This is a genomic window from Flavobacterium algoris (genome assembly GCF_048158525.1).
Lineage (GTDB): Bacteria > Bacteroidota > Bacteroidia > Flavobacteriales > Flavobacteriaceae > Flavobacterium > Flavobacterium algoris.
The window spans coordinates 38,874-61,167 of the sequence record NZ_JBLNKT010000022.1; the positions used below are offsets into that span (position 1 = coordinate 38,874).

Below are 22,294 nucleotides of genomic sequence, written 5' to 3' on the forward strand. Positions count from 1 at the left end.
TAGAGATTGGTTTTAGGATTGTTAATATTTTAGAAAAGAAAAAGAGCTATTCTAAAATAAACTTCTTTAGTATCTATCCTTACATAATCTTCACCGAAGTCATACTCAAAGAACCCGCCAATAACTTATCATTGAACAAACTTAGTTCCTCGCTTTTTCCTTTTAATCCCAAGGTATAAATCAAGGGTAAATAATGTTCCGGCGTAGGAATCGCTAATTGAAACGCTTTGCTTTGTTTTTCAAAATCAATCAACGGTTGGAAATTCCCGTCCAATAAATAATTGTTTACGGCTTCCCTTGCTTCAATTGCCCAATCGAAACCGTAATTGTCTTTATCGAAATTGTGATAATCGACCAATCTCAAATTATGAACAATATTGCCGCTACCTACAATCAAAATTCCTTTGGTACGCAACGCACTTAGTTTCTGTGCCAGTTCAAAATGGTATTGCCCGGATTTAGTGTAATCAATACTCAACTGAATCACGGGAACATTGGCTTCGGGATATAAATGTTTAATGACACTCCAAGCACCATGATCCAAACCCCAATGTTCGTCTAGCTCTACTTCTACTGGTGTCAACAATTGTTTGGTGTCTATCGCTAATTCAGGACTTCCTTTCGCTGGATATTGCACATCAAATAACGCTTGCGGAAAACCTCCAAAGTCGTGAATCGTTCTTGGCATTTCCATTGCGGTAACCTTTGTCCCTTTGGTGAACCAATGTGCTGAAATACACAAAATGGCATTTGGTTGCGGTAAGGTTTTTGCTAAGTTTCGAAAACCCGTCACAAACTGATTTTCTTCAATCGCGTTCATCGGACTTCCGTGTCCTAAAAACAAAACAGGCATTTTTTCGGTATTCGAAAAAGAACCTGAAATTTCATGTAAGCTGTTTAATATTTTCATAAACAAATATTTATTTTTAAACCATTAAGAAATTTAAGTTTTTTAAGGTGTTAGTATAATTGCTTAATAACCTTAAATTTCTTAATGGTTTAATTTAAAAAGATTATTCTACAAAATTCTCATCCTTAAATCCTATCAAATATAATTTATTTTTTGCTCGGGTCATTGCAGTGTACAACCAACGTATGTAATCTCTGTTGATTCCATCGGGTAAATATGGTTGTTCTATAAAAACAGTATTCCATTGTCCACCTTGTGATTTATGACACGTAATTGCATACGAGAATTTGACTTGCAAGCCATTAAAATATTCGTTGGCTTTTACTTTTTGGAATTTTTGAAATTTGGTTTCGCCTTCATAATCTTTCAATACTTCCTGATACAATCGGTTGGATTCTTCATAGGTTAACGATGGCGATTCGCTTTTTATGGTGTCCATTAACAATACCGTTTCAAATGGAATCTGATTGGGGTAATCAATCATTCGAATTTTTACTTTGGCAAACTTAAAACCATACAATTCCTTGATATTGAAAATTTCTAATATTTCGATAATATCACCATTGGCAATAAATCCCGCTTCATCAGAATCTTTCAACCAAAAATAATTGTTCTTTACCACCATCAAGAAATCGCCGGTTGATAGTTCGCTTTCTTTATCGAGGATTTTAGTTCTTATTTGCTCATTATATTGATTCGCCCTTTTATTGGAACGAACAATAAAAGCGGTATCTTCTATACTATAATTACTGTAGGCAGAATTGATGGCATCCTGAATATCATACCCATCGGTCAACCGAACAATGTCTTTAAATTTCTTGACATCAAATTTGAATTCGTCAATAAAGGAATCTTTCAATAATTCCCGAAGTTCAGTTGCATTATGCAAAATCCCGGAATTTTCTTCCTGACGCATGACTTCGTCCAACTCAATATGTTCTACTTCCTTATCATAATTCATTCCCAAAGTACGAATATCCAAAGCCGGACTGATATCTAAATTCACCGGAGGCAACTGTGCGGTATCACCCAATAAAATCATCTTACAATTCGTTCCCGAATATACATACGAAATCAAATCATCCAATAAAGAACCGTTTTCATATAACTTAGAATCCGAATTCGTATCCGAAATCATCGAAGCTTCATCGACAATGAAAATCGTATTCTTATGTTTGTTTTGTTGCAATGTAAACGAAACGCCACCACCGGAAGATTTCTTGGGAAAGTAGATTTTTTTATGAATTGTAAAAGCCGGTTTATTCGAATAATTGGCAATTACTTTTGCCGCACGACCTGTTGGAGCCAACAAGACATATTTTTTATTGATGTCCAATAAACTATTTACAATAGTAGAAATTACGGTCGTTTTTCCAGTTCCGGCATATCCTTTTAATACGAATATGGTCTTATTATCAACTTCGGTTAAAAAAATAGCAATTTTTTGAAAAAAAATATCTTGTTTATAAGTGGGCTGAAAAGGAAATTTTCTCTGTAAAAGACTGTAAAACAAGGAAGAATTCATGTGAAGTTGATTGCTATAAATGAACATCAAATATAAGTATGAAAATCGAGGCAATTGCATAAATTGGTATTAGAATCGTAAAAAAATTGTAAGTTTGTGACCGCATTTAATTCTTGTACTATATATAAGGTAGAAATGGATTGAAAATCAAATTATGTCAATACAAAATACGAACATCACCGAAAAAAAATATAAAAAATTGTCCATTCAAGTTTCCTTGACTGGGCTTTCTTTTTGTTGTTTTGACACGCTAAACAATACGGTGACTTCATTTAACGAAGTACATTTTGATACATTTCATAAAGCCACAAAAATTGAAGAATTGTTTGGTGATGCTTTTCGGGATTATCCAGAATTAAAGGATTCGTATGATGAAATTTTGATTATTCACAATAACAATCTTTCCACTTTTGTTCCCACTGCTCTTTTTGACGAGAACTTTTTAGGGAGTTATTTGCAATACAACACTAAGGTTTTTGAAACGGATTTTTTTGCTTTTGATGAAATTCCAAACTATCAAATGAATGCGGTTTATATTCCGTATGTGAATATCAATAATTTTTTTATTGACCAATTTGGTTCTTTCGATTACAAACATGCAAACAGTATTTTGGTTTCAAAACTTTTGATTGCTTCCAAAAATAAGGATGATAAAAAAATGTTTGTACATATTAATACAGGACATTTTGAAATCATTGTGGTTCAGAACCAAAAATTATTGCTTTTCAATTCTTTCGATTACAGCACGCCAGAAGATTTCTTGTATTACATCTTATTTACGGCCGAACAATTGAATTTAAATCCCGAAAATTTCCCATTGGAACTAATCGGAAATATTGATACCGAAAGTGATTATTTCAAAATCGCTTTCAAATATATTCGCAACGTTTCCCTAATTGATGTGGAAGATTTGCGATGGAACAATTATTTTTCTGAGGCCGAAAACAGAAATCATTTTATACTTTTCAACTCATGAGAATCATTTCAGGAAAATACAAAGGAAGACGCATTTTTCCACCAAAAGGACTTCCAGTTCGTCCCACTACCGATATGTCTAAAGAAGCATTATTCAATGTTTTGAACAACCATTTCAGTTTTGAAGGACTTAAAATACTGGATTTATTCGCCGGAACCGGAAATATCAGTTACGAATTTGCCTCAAGAGGAAGCACGCCAATCACTTCTGTTGATGGTGATTTTGGTTGTGTAAAATTCATTAAGCAAGTTGCAGCCGAATATGATTTTAATATTGCTGCCACAAAAAGTGATGTTTTTGCTTATTTAGAAAGATGTAAAACGTCTTATGATATTATTTTTGCAGATCCCCCTTATGCTTTGGACCAAAAAACTTTCGAAAAAATCATCTTATTAGTTTTCGAAAAAGAACTGCTTAATGAAGGAGGAATGATGGTAATCGAGCATTCGAAATATACCAAACTGGATCACATGATTCACTTTTCATTCCAGAAAAGTTACGGCGGTTCAATTTTTAGTTTTTTCGAAATAGGCTCTGGTGAAAAAGAAGAAGATTCTGAAAATGAATCAGATCAAAACGATGGTGAAGAAGAATAATCTTGATCGTATATATAACAGAAAAGCTCTTGTAAATTACAAGAGCTTTTCTGTTTTTGGTAAAGATTTAAAGTAACTATTTTCCAATTACCCAACCCAAAGTAAAATTTAAGACGGGAACAAAATCACTGTTATCTTTTTTAAAATTATATCCAACACCCATATTCAAGTCAAGATTAAAATTCCTTTTGTATGTTCGTTGAAAACCCCAAACTGGGGCAATAGTAATCGATGAATTTTCGGATAAAAAGTTATCATTCGTTGCAATTGATTTGAAATTATAAATAGCGGTCATAGCTACAAATCCTCCTGAATTATGGGAAGTAACTTTTCCCTTTCCTACCCTTTTCTCTAAATTATAATAATGACGAAACTGTTCATTAATATAAGGATAAAATTTCCAGGTTTCCCCATAACCATTTGATGTATATCCGTAACCTGAACTCAATTCTGAATAAAGCGTATTTTTATCGCTTAGACCGTGTTCGTAAACAAATCCTGGAAGTAAAACATTAATTTTAAATTGACTTTTTTCTACGGCTGGCTTTTCTTGCGCGTTTGAATGTGAAATTGTCATTAAAATGAAAAAGGCAAGAATAACTTTCTTAAATCTTGATGGTTGCATAAATAATCTATTATTATGTTTTTAAAAAATTAAATCTAAACCAAACATAATAAATTAAAATTCAATTTGTCAGAATTTATTTTAAAATATAAATGCTACTAAAAATTTTATTTATCGAATTCTACTCGAATTTTCATCAATATTTTTCTCCTTAAATTCAGTTTTTTTTATTTTTCCAAAGGAATATTTTACTGAAAAGGAAACTAAATTTGAATCGGTATAATAGATTCCTTTTGCGGATATATTGTTGATAGTAAAATTTTCATGAAATTTCATTTGTCTGAAAATATCATTATAATTTATTGCACAATCAAAGTGTTTAAAGAGCGTTTTTGAAACTGCAAAATCCATTGTAAACAAAGCACTTCTTTCAAAAACTCCTTGCTGCTGTCTTGTCAAACCCCAACCTGTTAGTGCTACTTCTATTCCTTTTGGCAATTGGAACGAATGATTAGAATAGTAATATAAATATGGTTTGACATCATTTAAAATGGCTTGCTTATCTTCAATTTTACTCAAGGCAAAATTTAAAGTATTGGTTGTTGTCCAAAATTCATGTTTAAATGGAAGCGTAAATTCTAAATTAAAACCTGTTTCTTTCCAAAAATTTGTGGTTTTGAAAGTCAATATGTTTTGAGAGGTGTCATAAGAAGAACCATAATAAACCGGATTGTTAATTTTGTTATAGCTCACTTTTACCGATTTGTCTTTATATTGATAACTTAAAGCGACTTCATCCGTAATTGTTGGATCCAGATTGATATTATTAGACCAAACAAAATAGGGATTTATATATGCCGAAACTTGACTTGTCGTGGAAAAGTTAGGTCTTAAAATACTTTTAGCATAATTGAAATTAATTGTATTTGTACTGTCTATCGGAATTTCTACTGTTGCTTTTGGAAATAGATTGATATAAATTTTATCGATTAATAAAGCCTTTTCTGATTGATATTTCCCTTTTGCAATTGTATTTTCAGCTCTCAAACCAAAAGAATAATTTACTTTTTTGATGCTTCCGGAAAGTTGGGAATAAGCAGCAATATTCTTTTCTATATATTTATAATCTGAATTTATGATACTGCTTGGATTTACATTTTCTACTAAAAAGTTAGTGTTAGAATTTGCCTGAAGGTAAAGTGTTCCAAGTTCCAACTTCATTTTGTTTTTAAACTCTTTTTCGAAATCAGATCTTCCCGAAAAAACTCCAATGCTTATTTTTTGATTTCTATTTTGTGATAGTTTAAAACCGGTATTATTATAATTATTGGAAATTATGCTGGCAACTTCCTGATTGAACTTGGAATATTGAAAACCCGAAAATAAAATCCCATCGATACTTTTTATTTTATGATTGTAGTTTAAAAATCCATTAGAAAAGTTTCTATATTCGTCATTAGCATTAAAAGTATTGACTGTATTAATTGTACTTTGCTGCTCATTATAGGTATCAGTTATGATATTAAAAATATCTTTTTGGGTTCTTCTGCTAAAATTTAAAGACAAATAATCTTCTTCATTAATTTTATAAAAAACACCCGCTCCAAAAATAAATTGTGGTCGTTTAGTAACTGCGGTAACCAAATAATTTGAAATAATAGCATTCAATGGAATCGTAAAATCATTGCCGTTACTTTCCCAAACTTTAATTTGATTGTAGTTAAAATTAGCTTTAAACTCGAATTTGTTTTTCTTTAAACTGGAATTAATTCCTAAATAATTATTGAACTGTTTTTTAAAAGATGCCACTTCAGATAACGTAGTTTGAAAACCCTCTTTTTTACTAAACTTTCTGGTAATTAAAATAACGGCTCTTCCAGATGCTTCATATTTAGAAGATGGATTATTAATAATTTCAATGGTTTTAATAGCATCAACTGATAAGGTATTCAAATCATTCATTCCTACTTTTTGATTATCGATGTAAATCAAAGGATTTCCTTTTCCTATAATCGTAATGATTTCCTTATCAGCACTAACTTGAATATTGGGTAATTTTACCAATAAATCTATTGTATTAGGAATTGAATTATAAATAGAATTCGCAATATCAACTTTAATATTTCCATTTTTGTTGGTAAATACTTTACTTTGACCACTTACAATTACTTCGTTTAATTTGGTAGAAATACTGTCTTTTGGAGTTGCATTTTGTCCATATCCAAATCCTGATATAAAGAGATAAATTGCAATGATGTTATATTTAATTCCTGTGTTTCTTTTCATATAAATTTGTAATTATGTTCAAAGCATTGCAAAAATGCTTCTAAATAAGCACTACATAAGTTAATCGAAGGTTAATGCGAGGTTAATAACTAAATTGAATAATAAAAGACTTATTTTTGAATTGTATTTTTTAACAAATGAAACAACGAATCAATTTATTAATTGCGTTTTCTGTCATTGCTTTGGTAGCGTTATCAGTTGTGCAATGCTATTTGGTTAAAACAACTTATGATTATAAAGTGGCTCAATTTCATTCGGAAATTAAAGAGGAAATTGCTACTATTTCAAATAATTACAGTGATATTGACTCGACGATTGTCAACAAAAAAGACTTGCTTTATAAACAGTTAGCGGAGCATTATATTCGTGATAAAAGAACCAAATTTAAAATTAAAAATGCTTTGCTTCAAAATCAATTCAGAGGCGAATTGACCCGAAAATTACAACTTAAATTTGAAAGAGAAATTCCAAATATTACTATAGATTTTGCCATTGTCCTTAACAAGTTTATCATTTATAACAGTCGAAAAAAAACGGACACCATTTTTTCAGAAAAACCACTTATAAAAAATAAATTATATGGAAATTTAGCTTCTTTGGATAATGCCTTTTTAGTCCGAAATTATGTAGCAACAATCAGTGGTTCTTCACAAATGCAGGATTATAAATTGCTTACTGAAGATTCTATGTATGTTTCTGTAATGGATTGGGAAACCATAATTCTAAAAAGAATGAGAATGGTTTTATTTTTATCCTTACTTTCGATTATAACATTAATCACTCTTTTCGTAATAGCTCTCAAAGCATTAATAAAACAAAAAAAGGTGAATGATGTTAAAACTGATTTTATCAATAACATCACCCACGAACTCAAAACACCATTGACCACTTTGGGGATTTCCACTAAAATATTGGAGCGAAAAGACATTCGGAACAATGAAGTCCAATTCAATACTATTCTTCATACAATTACACGTCAAAATAATCGTTTGCAAAATTTGATTGACCAAGTAATGTCAAATTCATTAGGTAAAAACGAAATTGAATTACGAAAAGAAGCAATTGATTCAGAGATTTTTTTGAATACAATTATTGAAGATTTCAAAATTTCAAACCCTAAAATCAATCTCATTACAGACTTCAATACTTCCAAAACAACTTTGTTATTAGACCAATTTCATTTAACAACTGCCATTCAAAATGTACTTGAAAATGCAGTAAAATATGGCAGCACCACTATCACCATTAAAACAGAATTAATCCAAAACCAATTTAACATTAGTATTAAAGACGATGGAATTGGGATTTCTAAAAATAAGCATTCTTTATTATTTGATAAATTTTATAGAGTTGAGCAAGGCAATTTGCATAATACAAAGGGACTGGGATTAGGACTTTATTACGTACATCAAATTATAAAAGCACATCAAGGTTCAATCGCGGTTATCAGTGATTTAGGAAAAGGCGCCGTTTTTACTATTATGTTTAAAGTCTAATTATTCACAATTGAAAAAAATACTTTTAGCCGAAGACGATTTTGATTTTGCAAGTGTTCTAAAACAATATTTAGAGTTACATGAGTATGAAGTGACTTGGACACAAAACGGAGAAGAAGCATTGGTTATTTTTCAATCGGAGATATTTGATATTTGTGTTTTTGATGTCATGATGCCAAAAATGGATGGGTTTACACTTGCTGAAAAAATCATCAAAATCAATCCTGAAATTCCTTTCATTTTTCTAACGGCAAGAAAGCTAAAAGAGGACAAAATCATTGGATTAAAATTAGGTGCCGATGATTATATTGCTAAACCTTTTGAGGCGGAAGAACTTGTTTTACGATTAAATAATATCTTAAAAAGAAGTCAACAAAAACAAACCCTTTTTTCGAAAATTGATGAATTGCCAATTGGTTCTTATGTATTCGACACCAAACGTTTGTCCTTAAAAAATAGTATTAAAACACAGCAACTCACAGAGAAAGAAGCGGCTCTTATTCATTTTTTTTATATCTATAAAAATCAAATGATAAAAAGAGAACAAATCCTAAAAGCGATTTGGGGCAATGACGATTTCTTTTCGGGAAGAAGCATGGATGTCTATATCAGTAAAATTCGAAAATATTTCAAAGATGATTCTCGAATCAGTATTGAAAGCGTTCGGAATATTGGATTGGAATTTAAGATTGAAAACTAAAATTTTCTTTTTATCACATCAACTTCTCCAAAACCATTTGGTAAGTAGGTGTTTCAATTTCATATTTAATACCTTCATTTACAACAAACTCAGTCAAAGAAAAAAGTTCTATTTTTCGTCCCGCAATCAAATCCCGGTGCATTGATGAAGTAGCATCTCGAGGGGTTTTCTCTAATTTTAGAATTGTTTGCATGATAATATCAGCCGGTAAATTCAATCCTTTTACGGCGGCAATCATGGTAATTTCGTTTAATAATGAAACATAAACTCCTCTGCTGGATTGGCTGTTTAAAATCTCCCCAATATTCTGATTCAAATACGATGTAGCCGAAGCCAAGGCTGAAATAAATATGAATTTTTCCCAAACGGTTTCTTCAATATCATCAACAAGATAGCTTTCAATTGAAGCCTTTTCAAAAATCGCCTGCAATTTATTTAATGACGCAATTGAGGCTGTTCCTGATCCGAAAAAGAGTTTTTCATAAGTCCCCATTTTTTTAATAACACCTGGAGATACAATCATCGAAACAATATAAACACAACCTTCTAAAACTTCGTTCTCAGGAAATAAAGCACTGATTCGTTCTGGCGCATCGACACCATTATATAAAGGAAGGATAATTGTATTCTTAGTTATATTCTTTTTAATCGAAAGAAGACTCTCTTCTATGTCATACGTTTTTGTTGTGCAAATAAGGTAATCCAGTTTTCCAATTATAGCAGAATCATCGGAAACGATACTAGGGAAAACCGTCATTTCGTTTTCATCTGCAATAATTTTCAATCCATTTTGTGCAATCGTCATTTGAGTTTCCCCACGAGCAATAAATATTATTTCAACAGAATCAGATTCGGCATACGCTTTGGCCAATAATCCACCAAAATAGCCTCCTACTCCACCCATTCCTAAAATTCCAATTCTTGTTTTCATATAATTTTAAAATTTATTTTTTAGCGGTCATATACTGTATCGCCTTTTAATTTATTAGTGTTTGCTTACGCAAAGTTGTTTTTATTGGCGATTTCATAATCACTATTTAAAAATTAAACCATTAAGAAATTAAGAAAATTAAGCCTAATGACTTAATGAAACTTAATTTCTTAATGGTTTAATTTTAGATTTCACAATCCTTATTTTATTAAATATTTTAATAAAAAAATGCAGACCTATAAGCCGGATTCTGTCTCCGATAAATCGGAGCCTTATCATTTATCTAGACTTATAATTACTCATAAGCTCAAGCTATCTACCCTTCAACAACGGACGGGGAGCCCTTAAATGCTGATATACTTGATATTTCACCGCATAGAGTTTACCTGGTTTCACTACAGCATTACCTGTACATACTTTCTGTTGCACTTGTCCTGAATTGATTGCTCAACCCGACGGGCGTTACCCGTTATGCTTCCCTATGGTGTCCGGACTTTCCTCCCTCTTGATTACTCAAAACGACGATAAGGCGGTCTGCGCTGCGAATTTACGATATTTATTCCTGTTTTTAGATTTTAGATTAGTTACTTTAACAAGTCTTTGACAACAAATTCATAATAAAATAGTTACCTTTAATAATTAACCATAAATCTTCTATTATGTCACATATGTATCATTACGCAACCGTTTCTGAGGCCTTGGACGATTTAAATGAAAACGGATATACCTTCGATTTTAATCTTCACGTGGAAGACATTGTTAAAAACCCTGATCGATATGAAATTGAACATATTTACCGCTATGAAGGAGATAGTAATCCCGATGACGAAGCAACAGTTTACGGTATAAAATCAAGTTCTGGCAAAAAAGGTGTTTTTGTAGCAGGATTTTCTGCAAATTCCGAAAATGATGCCGCAAGAGTTTTGAATGAGATCAGCATCAAACGAAGAAACAAATAATATTTGTTTGGGTTGTTCTTTCTTAGTTCTGTAAAGACTATTTGTTTTTTGAGAAATAAAATCAAGATTTAATTTCTAAATCCGATGCTGCTTTCCGAAATTATAATAGAACGAATCAAAAAAGAAGGTCCATTGTCTTTTAGGGACTTCATGGAAATGGTATTGTATTACCCTGAGTTAGGATATTATAATTCTGAAAAAGATAAAATTGGAGCAGAAGGTGATTTTTACACCAGTGCTAATCTTAATGCTGCATTTGGAGCCATGATTGGTCGTCAAATCGAAGAAATGTGGCAAATTTTAGAAAAAAAGCCTTTTAAAATTGTGGAATTTGGCGCTGGAACTGGTTTATTGTGCCATGATATTTTAGATTATCTCAAGAATAACAGCTCTTTATACGACAGCTTAAGCTACTGCATTATTGAAAAAAGCTCTAGCATGCGTGAAATTCAAAAGAAACATTTGCATGAAAAAGTAAGCTGGTATAACTCCATTCATGAAATTTCTGAAATTAATGGATGTATTTTATCCAATGAATTGATTGATAATTTCTCCGTTCATCAGGTAATTATGGAAAACGAACTTAAAGAAGTGTTCGTAGACTATAAAGAGAATTTTATTGAAATTTTAAAACCTGCAAAAAAAGAACTCACCGATTATTTAACTACATTAAAAGTAAAATTGCCAGAACGATTTCGCACCGAAATTAATTTGGAGGCCGTATCTTGGATCAAAGACGTTTCTCAATCCTTGCAGAAAGGCTACGTGATAACTATAGATTACGGATCATTATCGGCTGAATTATACAGCAAACGCAGGAGTTGTGGTACGCTCTTATGCTATTACAAACATCAAAAAAACGACAATCCTTATCAATTTATCGGACAACAGGATATTACAACGCACATCAACTTTTCTGCGATAGCACATTGGGGCGCCCAATACGGAATGGATTGTTGCGGAATTGTGGATCAAGCGCAATTTTTATTGGCATTGGGCATCAAAGAATATCAAAATTCAGCTTTAAATAATAATCCGACTAATCTGGCACAAGCCATGCAGGAATCAATCATTAACTACAGATTATTGATCGATATGGGTATGAAATTCAAAGTGTTAATCCAACAAAAAGGAGTTCCGGAACATCCGCTATCAGGATTGAAATTTTTAAATTCTTCAAAAGTTTTACACTCTTAAAACTGCATTTTAATTTTGGAGCTACTTCCAGCTATCCATTGCAATCTTATTCGCCGAACCCCGGCTCACAAGGATTTCCACTTCTATCTGGGCTAGGGAATTTGGGAAATAAAGACCATTTTAAAAATTATAAAATCTTTCAAGCTGCAAATTTTTCCATCTTTAAATTAAAACCTATATTTGCTTTCGAATAAAAATTCTATGGAACAATTTGTTGTATCGGCTCGTAAATATCGTCCTCAAACATTTAAAGATGTTGTGGGACAAAAAGCCATTACCAATACTCTATTGAATGCCATAGAAAGCAATCACCTTGCTTCTGCCTTATTATTTACTGGACCTCGTGGAGTTGGAAAAACAACTTGCGCCCGTATTTTGGCTCGAAAAATCAATCAGCCGGGTTATGATGATCCAAATGAAGATTTTGCTTTTAATGTTTTCGAATTAGATGCCGCTTCTAACAATTCAGTTGATGACATTCGGAATTTAATCGACCAAGTCCGAATCCCGCCACAAACGGGACAATACAAAGTTTATATTATTGATGAGGTTCATATGTTGTCTTCGGCAGCTTTCAATGCTTTCTTGAAAACACTGGAAGAACCGCCGAAGCATGCCATTTTTATTTTGGCTACGACCGAAAAACATAAAATTATTCCAACGATACTTTCTCGTTGCCAGATATTTGATTTTAAAAGAATCACCGTAAAAGACGCTAAAGAACATCTAGCCGAAGTTGCCACTAGTCAAGGCGTAAATTTTGAAGATGATGCTTTGCATATTATTGCTCAAAAAGCGGATGGAGCCATGCGTGATGCTTTATCTATTTTTGACCGAGTGGTTTCTTTTTGTGGAAAAGATTTAACACGTCAGGCCGTTACGGAAAACTTGAATGTTTTGGATTACGAAACGTACATTAATGTAACTGATTTGATTCTGGAAAATAAAATTCCGGATTTATTAATCGCTTTCAACGAAATTCTGTCCAAAGGATTTGATGCACATCATTTTGTATCCGGATTAGCTTCGCATTTTAGGGATTTATTAGTTTCTAAAACACCTGCTACTTTATCTTTATTAGAAGTTGGGGAACAAGCGCAACAAATGTATGGTATACAAGCGCAAAAATGCAGTCAAGACTTTCTTTTAAAAGGAATCGAAATTGCAAATGATTGTGATTTAAAATATAAACTAAGCCAAAATCAACGACTTCTTGTTGAACTTTGTCTGATGCAACTTGCCTCTATCACTTTTGATGGAGAAAAAAAAAAGTTGAGCAATTTATAATTCCTCCTACTTATTTTAGAAAGAACGATTACTCAATTGTAGAAAGTCCAAAAGCTAAAGTAGAAAGTATTGTAAACACTCCAATTGTAGCGACAGTTCAAGAAAAAAAACCGGAAGCTATAGTTAGTGCGCTTACAATTCCAGTTCCAACTCTTACGGTAAAAATTGACATTACGCAGTCTAATGAACTAAAAGTTTCCGCTTTTTCATTAGCTAGTATTCGTGCCAAAAAAGCATTAGAAGAAAGCAATAAAGGAATAGTAAAAGAAGCCGTTCATTTACCAACTGAATCTTTTACCGAAACGGAAATGTTATTGTATTGGAATAAATATGCACAACGTTTAGGCGACAAAGGATATAAAATTATGGAATCGTTGTTACTCATCAACGATCCTAAATTAAATGGAACTGCCATCACGATTGAATTGCCAAATGAAGGTTCTAAATTAGATTTTGAAAAAGAGTTAAATGGTCTTTTGGGACATTTGAAAGGGCATTTACACAATCATGATATTACAATCGAAGTGATTGTAAATGAAAGTGTCGAAAGCAAAAGGAACTTTAATGATCAAGACCGCTACAACAGACTTCTTGAAATAAATCCAAATATTGAACTCTTACGAACAACATTTGGATTAGATTTAGATGCTTAATCTTATTTATAAGAGTTTAACTCATTAGAATTGATAACTTTTTCAATTCTTTTATCGGGTACAAGCCAAATTATTGCCACTATAACATAAATAGAAGCAGCTACGATTTCGTAAAAAAAAGAAATCCCTATTGCACTTAAATATAAAAGGTTCGATATTTTTCCTTTAAAGTTTTTACCGAGCGCTTTGGCCAATACTGAATTTTCGCCTTCAGTGGAAATAATTATATTTTGAAGAAACCAAAAAGCTACTGCTGCAAAAAACAGAATCACTCCATATAAAGTAATAGTAGCTTTGGCAAAATTATGTTCCCCCATCCATCCAGTAGAGACTGGAATTAGTGACAACCAAAATAACAAGTGAAGATTTGCCCAAAGAATTTTACCATTTACTTTAGTAACACTTTGCAGCATATGATGATGATTATTCCAATAGATGCCTACATAAACAAAACTCAAAACATAGCTTATAAATTTAGGAAAAAGAGGTAGCAAATCGCTAAAATTCACCCCTTCCGGAACTTTTATTTCCAGTATCATTATGGTGATTATGATTGCCAAAACACCATCACTAAAAGCTTCTAATCTGTTTTTATTCATTTAAAAATCTATATTTTACCGTAATACATCGCTTTTACAATACCATCCGAAAGTCCAATTTTAGGTACATAAATATTTCTAGCTCCACTCCATTTCATCGCATTTAGATAAATTCTGGTCGCTGGAAGAATTACATCGGCACGATCTGGATTCAACCCTAATTCTGAAATCCTTTGTTCGTATGAAAGAGAATTCAAAAACGCATATTGTGAATTCATGTAAATGTAAGACAAAGGCTTTTCCTGAATTTTTCCAGACATTTTAAATAGCTTATTGATATTTCCACCAGAACCTATCAAAGTAACTTCATCGTATTCTTGAGTATTTGTTTTTATCCATTTTTCAATTTCATCCCAAACAACATCACAAACCATATCATTCAACAACCGAACTGTTCCCGCTTTGAATGATCTGGAATTTATCATTTTACCATTGGAAAACAATGTAAATTCAGTACTTCCACCACCAACATCCACAAAAAGATACGTTTGATCTGTTTTTAACAAATGATGCAAATCAGTAGAAGCGATTATTGCTGCTTCCTTCTTTCCATCGATGATTTCTATTTTGATATCCGCTTTTTTCTTAATCATTGCCACTACTTCTTTACCATTATAGGCTTCACGCATTGCCGAAGTTGCAAATGCCATATAGCGTTCCACTTTATGCACTTTCATTAATAGATTGAATGCTTTCATGGCATCACACATTCTTTCCATATTCTCTTCAGAAATTTCACCGACCGTAAAAGCATCTTGTCCCAAACGAATGGGTACACGCACAAGGGAACTTTTATTGAATTGAGGTTCTTTTCCTTCTTGCTCCACAATATTTACAACCAATAAACGCATTGCGTTTGAACCGATATCTATTGCAGCATATTTTTTTAATTTAATCATTCGTAATTTATGATTTGAATTTAGTTTCTTATATTATTCGAGGACAATAGCAAATATGAAACCACTTTTTAAACAATTTCTTCTAAAACGTCAATTTTATTTCGATAATATTTATACGTTTCTAATTGGGCTCTAAAAACCGGATTATGATTTCGTACTCTATATTTATTATCTAATTTATAAGAATGAAATCTCGCTTTTACATTTCCTTTCCAACCTAAATCGAAATTGTCTATCAGCTCATTTTTTATTTCCTGATCATAAATAGGACACGTAACTTCTACTCGACCATCCAGATTTCTAGTCATAAAATCAGCTGAAGAAATGTAAACTTCCGTTTGTCCGGCATTCCCAAAAATATAAACTCTGGAATGTTCCAGATAATTATCTACAATACTTATCGCTTCTATATTTTCGCTCATCCCAGGAATCCCGGGGATCAAGGAACAAATACCTCTAATTTCGAGTTGTATTTTTACTCCCGCATTACTGGCTTCATATAATTTATCAATCATTTTAAAATCGGATAAACTATTCATTTTTAATTTTATATGAGTCTTTCTGCCTGCTGAAGCATGCAAAATTTCTCTATCTATCAATTTATAAAATCGAGTTCGGGTGTAATGAGGAGAAACGATCAGATGTTTGTACCGATGTACTCTATAATTAATATCGAAAAATTCGAAAATTTTTGTAATATCTTTTAGAATTTGTTGGTGACTGGTAAAAAGAGTTACATCAGTGTAAACTTTTGCGGTAGATTCATTAAAATTTCCGGTAGAAATAAAACCATAACGTTTGATTTTATCATTTTCGGTTCTTTCAATAACACATATTTTACTGTGAACTTTCAGCCCTTTTATCCCAAAAATAAGTTCAATCCCCTCCGTTTTCATTTGCTCTGCATACGAAATATTAGAAGCTTCATCAAAACGAGCTTGCAATTCAATTTGAACAGTCACTTTTTTTCCGTTTTTGGCAGCATTTATAAGTGAACTTATGATTTGAGAATTTTTTGCCAATCGGTATAACGTGATTTTTATTGAAGTAACTTTTGGATCAAGAGCTGCTTCCCGTAAAAATTTAGTGAGATAAGAAAAAGACTGATAAGGCGCATTTAATAAATAATCTTTGGTGCTTATTTTTTCTAAAATACTTCCTTCAAGACTTAATCCGGGAATTGGTAAAGGTTCATTCGTTAGATACAATAAATCGAATCTACCAAGATTTGGAAAATTCATATAATCACGTCTGTTGTGGTATCTTCCACCGGGAATAATGCTGTCAGTAGTAACAATTTTCATCTTATCGAGGAAAAATTGAAGGGTATCTTTTTCTATTAACTGATCATAAATAAACCGAACGGGCTCCCCTATTCTTCTGTCTTTTACGCTGGTAGAAATCTTTTCAATCATACTTTTACTCAAATCACTATCAATGTCTAACTGTGCATCTCTGGTGATTTTTATCATATGTGCTGAAACACTTTCATAATCGAAAATATTAAAGATACTTTTCAAATTATGTCGTATCACATCATCAAGTAGGATTACGTATTGCTTTTCGTTATTGGAAGGCAAAACAACAAATCGATTAATTGTTTTTGGAATTTCAATAACTGCATACCGAACTTCAGAGGTATGATTCATAACCAATTTTACAGCCAAATATCCTAAAGTATCTTTTAATAAAGGGAATTCGGCTAAATCATTTAATATAATTGTCACTAATTCCGGACTTAATTTCTGAATAAAAAAGTCTTTTAAAAAATTCTCCTGTTCGCGGGAAATTTGATTTTCATTTATAATAAATATATTTTCCGTTTCTAATTTTGCTTCTATAATATTTAAAATGCGCAGACTTTCAGATTGCTGTTGAATTACTATTTCGGTAATATCCTTTACTAATTGTTGCGCCGAAATACCCCCAAGATATTTCTCTCCGGATATTCCTGAGAGACTTAATCGTCTGATGGCGGCAAATCGAACCCTGAAAAATTCATCAAGATTGTTAGAAAAAATACCTAAAAATCGCAATCTATCTAATAACGGTACTGAATCATCTGCAGCTTCTTGAAGTACTCTTGCATTGAACGCTAACCAACTTTTTTCTCTATCAATATATTTATGTTCTAACACTTTTTTTATTTTAATTCTTTTGGAAATATTATTTTTTTTGTTTTGCCTTTTTTAATCCTATCCCAGTTGTCTGTGTCAAATTGTAAAGACACAAATCCAGCTGTAGGAACATTATTAATAAAAGCATCTCCAAATTTATTAACAAAATTTGTAATAGCCTCGTTATGTCCGAAAAGAATAACACTTTCTATACCATTATCACAAGATTTGATAACTTTCTCTAATTTATTTTCATCAAAGGTGTAAAGCTCGTCTTTATAATCTATGCATTCTATGGGATAGGATATGTTTTGCGCAAAAATTACTGCCGTTTCCGAGGCTCTTTCTGCTGAACTACTCCAAATCATATACGTTTTAGGTATAAAATCACTAATATGTGAGGAAACAAGGTGTGCATCTTTCATTCCTTGATTTGTTAAAGGTCTATCCTTATCATGTAATGGAGCCTCCCAACTTGACTTCGCATGCCGAATTAATATTAAGTTTTTCATGCTTCTATTTTTTTATATAAAAATATTTTTGTCAGTTTTTTTGAGATTACAAATTACAATTTTTTTTTTAATTCTAATTTTTATTAAAATATAAATTTGAGGTAGAAATGTATTTTAAATTATTAATCATACAAAAAAAAATGAAACAAAATCGTTTTAAAAATTTAAAAAAGAAAGATTATTCTTGTTTTAAATTATTAAAAACACACTTAATCTGATATTTACGAATTTAATCTATTTTTCATAATTTATTATTATTAATAAAAATTATAGATTTAAAATACAAATGAAATTTATTTTCAATTTAAACACTAAAAATTAGAGCGATTAAAAAGATTATAAAAAAGTCAGATAAATACCTTTCTTTATTGTTTTTTAACAAGAAATGTCATTTTGGACATGCTAACTTAGCCATCACAGAAAGTTAAGAAATAATCTTAATTTTAACCTATGAAACAAGTGCGCAAAATTTATGACAAAGCTTTCAAAGAAAAAGCCGTCCAATTGAGTTATGAGAGAACAAACATATCAGAATTGGCCAGAGAGCTGGGAGTAACAGCACCACAGTTGTACAAATGGCGCAAAGAGTTCGAGGAGTTTGGAGAGGGAAGTTTTCCAGGAAAAGGGAATTTAAAACTAAGTTCCGAACAGGAAAAAATTCACGAACTGGAGAAAAGACTCAAAGATGCCGCGTTAGAGCGCGATATATTAAAAAAAGCAATCGGCATTTTTTCCAAGAGCGGTCGATGATTTATAGTTTCGTTAAAAACAAGGAACAAGTATTCCCGATTGAAAAAAAGTGCAAAGTTCTACAAGTGAGTAGTGGAAGTTATTACCGATGGAAAAAACAAACAATCAGTGCAACACAGCAACGAAAAATCGCTATAAAAAGAACAGATAACATTGATTTATTTTTAATCCAAACAACGATACGGAAGTCCTAGAATAACATTAGAACTTAGGAGTATTGGTTATAAAATTTCAAGACCCGAGAGCTTTGCTCGAACAGGCGAAGCAATTAGTGTAGCAAAATATATGAAACAGCTAGGCTTACGAAGTAAATTAAGCAAGAAATTCAAAGTAACGACCAACTCAATCATAATTATTTAATCGTTGAAAATATATTAAACAGAGGGTTTATTGTAAAAATGCCTTCAAAAGCTTGGGTTTCTGATATCACCTATATTCAAACCAAAGAGGGATTTGTATACCTGACAACTATTATGGATTTGTACGATAGAAAAATCATAGGTTGGAGTTTAAGCGATGGAATGAGTACAGATGAAACCTCGCTTAAGGCTTGGAAAATATCGGTTAAAAACCGAAATATTGAGGAAGGTTTGATTTTTCATTCCGACAGAGGTGTTCAATATGCAAGCAAAAAGTTTGTAAATATTCTTGATTCCTATAAAAAAATAACCCGTAGTATGAGTCGCAAAGGAAATTGTTGGGACAATGCAGTAGCGGAAAGCTTTTTTAAATCCTTGAAAACTGAATTGATTTATGGAAACAAACTGATTTCTAAAGAACAAATGAAACTAGAAATCTTTGAATACATTGAAATTTGGTACAACAGAAAAAGGAGACATTCTGCTTTGAATTATGCAACTATTGAAGAATTTAAGAATCAAATTAATTACAAAAATGTAGCTTAACTTAATGTGCAGTTTTCATTTGCATATCCAAACTTTCAAATACAATGAAGCTTTATCTGATAGAAGAGCTAAGTCCACCATAAACTGGTTAATCAAAAAAGGTGTTGATTCAAGCAGATTAACCGGAAAAGGATATGGAGAAACACAACTCGTAAATAAATGTGCCGATGGGGTAAAATGTACGGAGGAAGAACATCAACTGAACAGACGAAGTGAATTTATTATTACGACGTTGTAAGTATCTTTTCAAATTAAATCATATTTAATAATTATAAACCTCGGAAGTTTCACTTTCGAGGTTTATTCGTTTTAAACAAAAGCTTTTTTAAGTTAAACTATTATCATCCTTTTTTGGACACTTCCTCTATAAAAAATTTATTCCTTCAATTTTGTATAAATTTTGAATTGAGAAACACAATAAATATCTATCTAATAATTTAAGTTAAACATTTAAAATCATTAAAGTTTTTCGCTATTTACAAAACAAAATAATTGTTAAATTTTAATATAAAAAACTAAAATTTTCTTAAAAAAACTACATTTAAACGAGTATTTAGGTTGTTGATAGAGAAAAAAAATCAATACTACTTATTCTTTGTAATTTTAATTTTATATGCTGAAAATGTGTTTTTAAATATGTTTAGATATAGAAATTTATCAAGAAAAAAAGAATAGTTTAAATCAAGAACAAGGCTTTAAACTATGAAAAATTTAGAATTAATTTAAAATTTATTTAATTATTACTTAAAAGTTTTAATTAATAATTTACAAGTTAAAACTGATTAAATAAAATTAAAAAAATGTTTAATGCATTTATATTGTAAGAAAACCTGTGTTTATATATTGTTTTTAAAACTAAGCGATTTTCTAAGTTTTTATTTTTAGTAAAAACTCTATTTTTTATATATCAAATACCACAAAATTAACTTTAGTAATAATTAATTAAAATTGATTGTATGAAAACAAAAATTACCCTTCTTTTACTAACTTTATTTATGTTTGTTGGTAATATATATTCCCAATTCGATGCTAATCATCCTGATTTAAGATTATTTGGTTATAATTGTACTTCAAATAATGTAACTATTCAAAATGTTTATCTCAGTGCAAGCGTTAATGGAGTTCCTTTAGAAGATATTGTTCCTACATGTAACACTGGCGTTGATACTTACAATGTTGACATTTGGATGAATTACACTCAAAACCAAGCAAACAGCATAGATACCGCTAGATTATTTGCAACATTAATCATTAATGATGTCTCTACAGATATTAATAAATATTTAGGTACATTACCTTCAACAAAAAATTTACCTCCAGGTAAAATTAAGGTGACAACTCAAACGGTTTCTTGGGTATGTGGTCAGACTTTATCGTTTAATAAAATACTAGTGGTATGGGCAGGAAATAGTATTATTGACGGAACTACTCCTTACACTTCAAATACCTATAACAAAGCCCAATGTGAATTTGGAGCTTCAACTTATTTTGCTGCCCCTTTAGCTGTACAATTTACATATAAAGCTTGTAAAGTTGGCAATAATAATACTGTGAGCTTTACATCAACTACAAATGGTGGTACTGCTCCATACCATTATTCTTGGGATTTTGGAGACGGTTCACCTATTTCTACATTAGCAAATCCAACTCACATTTACACTTCTTCAGGAAAAACAGCTAAGTTAACTGTTACTGATTCAAAATCACCAACAGCGGTGTTTAACTCATATTCATTGCTAATTGATACTCCCAATGAGCTAACTTTGACTAACATATCTCATACAAATGTGTCTTGCAGTGGCAGCAGCAATGGGACAGTGACTATTACACCTACAGGCGGAACAGGTGCTTACAGTTATTCATGGAAAAATTCATCTAATATAATAGTGGGAATAACTGCTACAGTGAATGCCTTGCCAGCCGGAACTTACACCGTGGAAGTTAAAGATGCTAACTTATGCTCAGCGACTAACAATGTGACTATTTCACCTACATCTATATTGGCATTAGCAGCTTCTAGCAAAACAGATGTCAACTGTTTTGGAAGCAGTACAGGTTCGGTGACAGCAGGAACAGTTACTAATTCCTATGGTACTATTAATTATTCATGGAAAAATACATCTAACGTTGTAGTAGGATCTACTGCTGTCGTTAATAACCTTCCTGGCGGAATTTACACTTTAACAGTAACTGACGATTGTACAACCAAAAGTAATAATATAACTATTTCTCAACCATCTGTGGCTTTATCTGCCTCTGCTTCACAAACTAATGTGTCTTGCTTTGGCGCAAGCGACGGTACTGCTACCATTACCCCTGCCGGGGGAACTGCTCCTTATACAATCACTCCTGCACAAACAGGATTGAATGCCGGATTGCATACCTTCACTATTACAGATGCGAAATTATGTACTGTAACTAAAGACGTTAC

General features: G+C 31.6%; 20 protein-coding genes, 1 other RNA gene and 1 pseudogene. 12 read left to right on the forward strand and 10 right to left on the reverse strand.

Annotated elements, in window-relative coordinates; genetic code table 11:
- Window positions 1-79 precede the first annotated feature (79 nt).
- The gene (gene ygiD / locus ACM55I_RS11715; RefSeq protein ID WP_416846992.1) at window positions 80-910 is read right to left on the reverse strand and encodes a 4,5-DOPA-extradiol-dioxygenase; all 831 of its coding nucleotides are present in this window, start codon (window positions 908-910) and stop codon (window positions 80-82) included.
- Window positions 911-1,013: 103 nt separating this feature from the next.
- Window positions 1,014-2,435, reverse strand: a complete 1,422-nt coding sequence (locus ACM55I_RS11720; protein ID WP_416847012.1) for an ATP-dependent DNA helicase — start codon at window positions 2,433-2,435, stop codon at window positions 1,014-1,016.
- Between the two features lie 154 nt (window positions 2,436-2,589).
- On the opposite strand from ACM55I_RS11720, the gene ACM55I_RS11725 reads away from it, so the two are divergent.
- Together ACM55I_RS11725 and ACM55I_RS11730 are read left to right on the forward strand one after the other, a co-directional pair.
- The gene (locus ACM55I_RS11725) at window positions 2,590-3,411 is read left to right on the forward strand and encodes a DUF3822 family protein (RefSeq protein WP_416846993.1); all 822 of its coding nucleotides are present in this window, start codon (window positions 2,590-2,592) and stop codon (window positions 3,409-3,411) included.
- Window positions 3,408-4,007, forward strand: coding sequence for an RsmD family RNA methyltransferase (locus ACM55I_RS11730; RefSeq protein WP_416846994.1), 600 nt, complete (start codon window positions 3,408-3,410; stop codon window positions 4,005-4,007). Before ACM55I_RS11725 ends, ACM55I_RS11730 begins: the two co-directional genes overlap by 4 nt.
- A 76-nt stretch (window positions 4,008-4,083) precedes the next feature.
- On the opposite strand, the gene ACM55I_RS11735 is transcribed toward ACM55I_RS11730, so the two are convergent.
- Together ACM55I_RS11735 and ACM55I_RS11740 are read right to left on the reverse strand one after the other, a co-directional pair.
- Window positions 4,084-4,632 (reverse strand): hypothetical protein, encoded by a 549-nt coding sequence (locus ACM55I_RS11735; protein WP_416846995.1) that lies wholly within the window; start codon window positions 4,630-4,632, stop codon window positions 4,084-4,086.
- Window positions 4,633-4,743: 111 nt separating this feature from the next.
- A complete protein-coding gene (locus ACM55I_RS11740) occupies window positions 4,744-6,858 on the reverse strand; it encodes an outer membrane beta-barrel protein (protein WP_416846996.1) in 2,115 nt (704 codons plus the stop codon).
- A gap of 137 nt (window positions 6,859-6,995) precedes the next feature.
- Between ACM55I_RS11740 and ACM55I_RS11745 the strand changes: the two genes are divergently transcribed.
- Together ACM55I_RS11745 and ACM55I_RS11750 are read left to right on the forward strand one after the other, a co-directional pair.
- The gene (locus ACM55I_RS11745) at window positions 6,996-8,354 is read left to right on the forward strand and encodes a sensor histidine kinase (protein ID WP_416846997.1); all 1,359 of its coding nucleotides are present in this window, start codon (window positions 6,996-6,998) and stop codon (window positions 8,352-8,354) included.
- A gap of 10 nt (window positions 8,355-8,364) precedes the next feature.
- Window positions 8,365-9,054 (forward strand): response regulator transcription factor, encoded by a 690-nt coding sequence (locus tag ACM55I_RS11750; protein ID WP_416846998.1) that lies wholly within the window; start codon window positions 8,365-8,367, stop codon window positions 9,052-9,054.
- A 13-nt stretch (window positions 9,055-9,067) separates the two neighbouring features.
- On the opposite strand, the gene ACM55I_RS11755 is transcribed toward ACM55I_RS11750, so the two are convergent.
- Both ACM55I_RS11755 and rnpB read right to left on the reverse strand, forming a co-directional pair.
- Window positions 9,068-9,985, reverse strand: coding sequence for a ketopantoate reductase family protein (locus ACM55I_RS11755; RefSeq protein ID WP_416846999.1), 918 nt, complete (start codon window positions 9,983-9,985; stop codon window positions 9,068-9,070).
- Between the two features lie 223 nt (window positions 9,986-10,208).
- Window positions 10,209-10,526: RNase P RNA component class A (gene rnpB / locus ACM55I_RS11760), an RNA gene on the reverse strand.
- A gap of 118 nt (window positions 10,527-10,644) precedes the next feature.
- Here rnpB and ACM55I_RS11765 point away from each other — a divergent pair.
- From ACM55I_RS11765 to ACM55I_RS11780, 4 genes are all read left to right on the forward strand, one after another.
- A complete protein-coding gene (locus ACM55I_RS11765; RefSeq protein ID WP_416847000.1) occupies window positions 10,645-10,944 on the forward strand; it encodes a hypothetical protein in 300 nt (99 codons plus the stop codon).
- Between the two features lie 84 nt (window positions 10,945-11,028).
- A complete protein-coding gene (locus tag ACM55I_RS11770; protein WP_416847001.1) occupies window positions 11,029-12,141 on the forward strand; it encodes a class I SAM-dependent methyltransferase in 1,113 nt (370 codons plus the stop codon).
- 201 nt (window positions 12,142-12,342) lie between these two features.
- Window positions 12,343-13,428, forward strand: coding sequence for a DNA polymerase III subunit gamma/tau (gene dnaX / locus ACM55I_RS11775; RefSeq protein ID WP_416847002.1), 1,086 nt, complete (start codon window positions 12,343-12,345; stop codon window positions 13,426-13,428).
- 308 nt (window positions 13,429-13,736) lie between these two features.
- Window positions 13,737-14,081, forward strand: a complete 345-nt coding sequence (locus tag ACM55I_RS11780; RefSeq protein WP_081897846.1) for a DNA polymerase III — start codon at window positions 13,737-13,739, stop codon at window positions 14,079-14,081.
- A gap of 2 nt (window positions 14,082-14,083) precedes the next feature.
- On the opposite strand, the gene ACM55I_RS11785 is transcribed toward ACM55I_RS11780, so the two are convergent.
- The 4 genes from ACM55I_RS11785 to ACM55I_RS11800 form a co-directional block, all read right to left on the reverse strand.
- Window positions 14,084-14,680, reverse strand: a complete 597-nt coding sequence (locus ACM55I_RS11785; protein ID WP_416847003.1) for a TMEM175 family protein — start codon at window positions 14,678-14,680, stop codon at window positions 14,084-14,086.
- Window positions 14,681-14,688: 8 nt separating this feature from the next.
- Window positions 14,689-15,579, reverse strand: coding sequence for a Ppx/GppA phosphatase family protein (locus tag ACM55I_RS11790; RefSeq protein ID WP_416847005.1), 891 nt, complete (start codon window positions 15,577-15,579; stop codon window positions 14,689-14,691).
- Window positions 15,580-15,647: 68 nt separating this feature from the next.
- Window positions 15,648-17,717, reverse strand: coding sequence for a polyphosphate kinase 1 (gene ppk1 / locus ACM55I_RS11795; RefSeq protein WP_416847006.1), 2,070 nt, complete (start codon window positions 17,715-17,717; stop codon window positions 15,648-15,650).
- Window positions 17,718-17,722: 5 nt separating this feature from the next.
- Window positions 17,723-18,208 (reverse strand): SixA phosphatase family protein, encoded by a 486-nt coding sequence (locus ACM55I_RS11800; protein WP_039107998.1) that lies wholly within the window; start codon window positions 18,206-18,208, stop codon window positions 17,723-17,725.
- A 450-nt stretch (window positions 18,209-18,658) separates the two neighbouring features.
- Between ACM55I_RS11800 and ACM55I_RS11805 the strand changes: the two genes are divergently transcribed.
- The 4 genes and pseudogenes from ACM55I_RS11805 to ACM55I_RS11820 all read left to right on the forward strand — a co-directional run.
- A complete protein-coding gene (locus ACM55I_RS11805) occupies window positions 18,659-18,958 on the forward strand; it encodes a transposase (protein WP_416847007.1) in 300 nt (99 codons plus the stop codon).
- A gap of 398 nt (window positions 18,959-19,356) precedes the next feature.
- Entirely contained in the window at window positions 19,357-19,863 is a 507-nt protein-coding gene (locus ACM55I_RS11810) for an IS3 family transposase (RefSeq protein ID WP_416847009.1), read from the forward strand.
- 31 nt (window positions 19,864-19,894) lie between these two features.
- A pseudogene (locus ACM55I_RS11815) lies at window positions 19,895-20,101 on the forward strand (OmpA family protein); the annotation flags it as partial.
- 718 nt (window positions 20,102-20,819) lie between these two features.
- Window positions 20,820-22,294: PKD domain-containing protein (locus ACM55I_RS11820; protein ID WP_416847011.1), on the forward strand; the 1,475-nt coding region annotated here is incomplete at its 3' end.